The organism is Pseudomonas sp. PA-4-8C (assembly GCF_021606625.1).
In the GTDB taxonomy this organism is placed as follows: Bacteria; Pseudomonadota; Gammaproteobacteria; order Pseudomonadales; family Pseudomonadaceae; genus Aquipseudomonas; species Aquipseudomonas lactis.
In genome coordinates this window covers 1-554 of the sequence record NZ_WKCD01000598.1, presented here as the reverse complement: position 1 = coordinate 554, position 554 = coordinate 1, and the positions used below count along the sequence as shown (strand labels likewise).

The window sequence follows — 554 nt, the reverse complement described above, 5'->3', positions numbered from 1 at the left end:
CATGTCCGCTTCTCCGCTGCTTCTGCGATCAACGCCATACGCTCAAAGCGCTCGGCGGCCTGGCTGGCGAGATTGGCCATGTCCGCCTCATCCACCACCGGCATGCACACGAAACGGATTCCGTGCTTGACCATGGTGTTCGCCATCTCAATGGATTGGCGTAGCTGTGCTGGGTTTGCTCGCTTCATGACGAATGCTCTGCGCCGCGCTGTGCATCGCGCTTGATGTTCATTTTTGCCAGCAGGAGCTCGCGGGCTGACTTGCCGTCGGCCGGGATGCCTTGCTGAATGATTTTTGCCTGGACCTGCTGGTCGGCGAGCTCGTTGGCGAGTTCAAAGGGCGTCTTCTGGCTGTCGTGGCCGATCCCGGTGAGGATCTTCCCGTTCAGCGGCTGGCCTTCCTGGGCGCGGCGGATCACCACGGCGTAGTTGTGGTCGAAGCGCTGGCGAAGGCCCTTGTCTTCCTGCTTGGCTGAGCGCAGGTCGAATATTCCAGTCTCGTTGGCCGCGACGCGCACGCCTTCGTGGCTGTAGACGCCCATCAATGCCTCCACC

Annotated in this window: 1 protein-coding gene and 1 pseudogene; both read right to left on the bottom strand. The window is 61.6% G+C overall.

The window, feature by feature from the left end:
• Positions 1-134: DUF1382 family protein (locus tag GIW04_RS31205; protein WP_236270126.1), on the bottom strand; the 134-nt coding region annotated here is incomplete at its 3' end.
• 50 nt (positions 135-184) lie between these two features.
• A pseudogene (locus tag GIW04_RS31200) lies at positions 185-554 on the bottom strand (replication protein P); the annotation flags it as partial.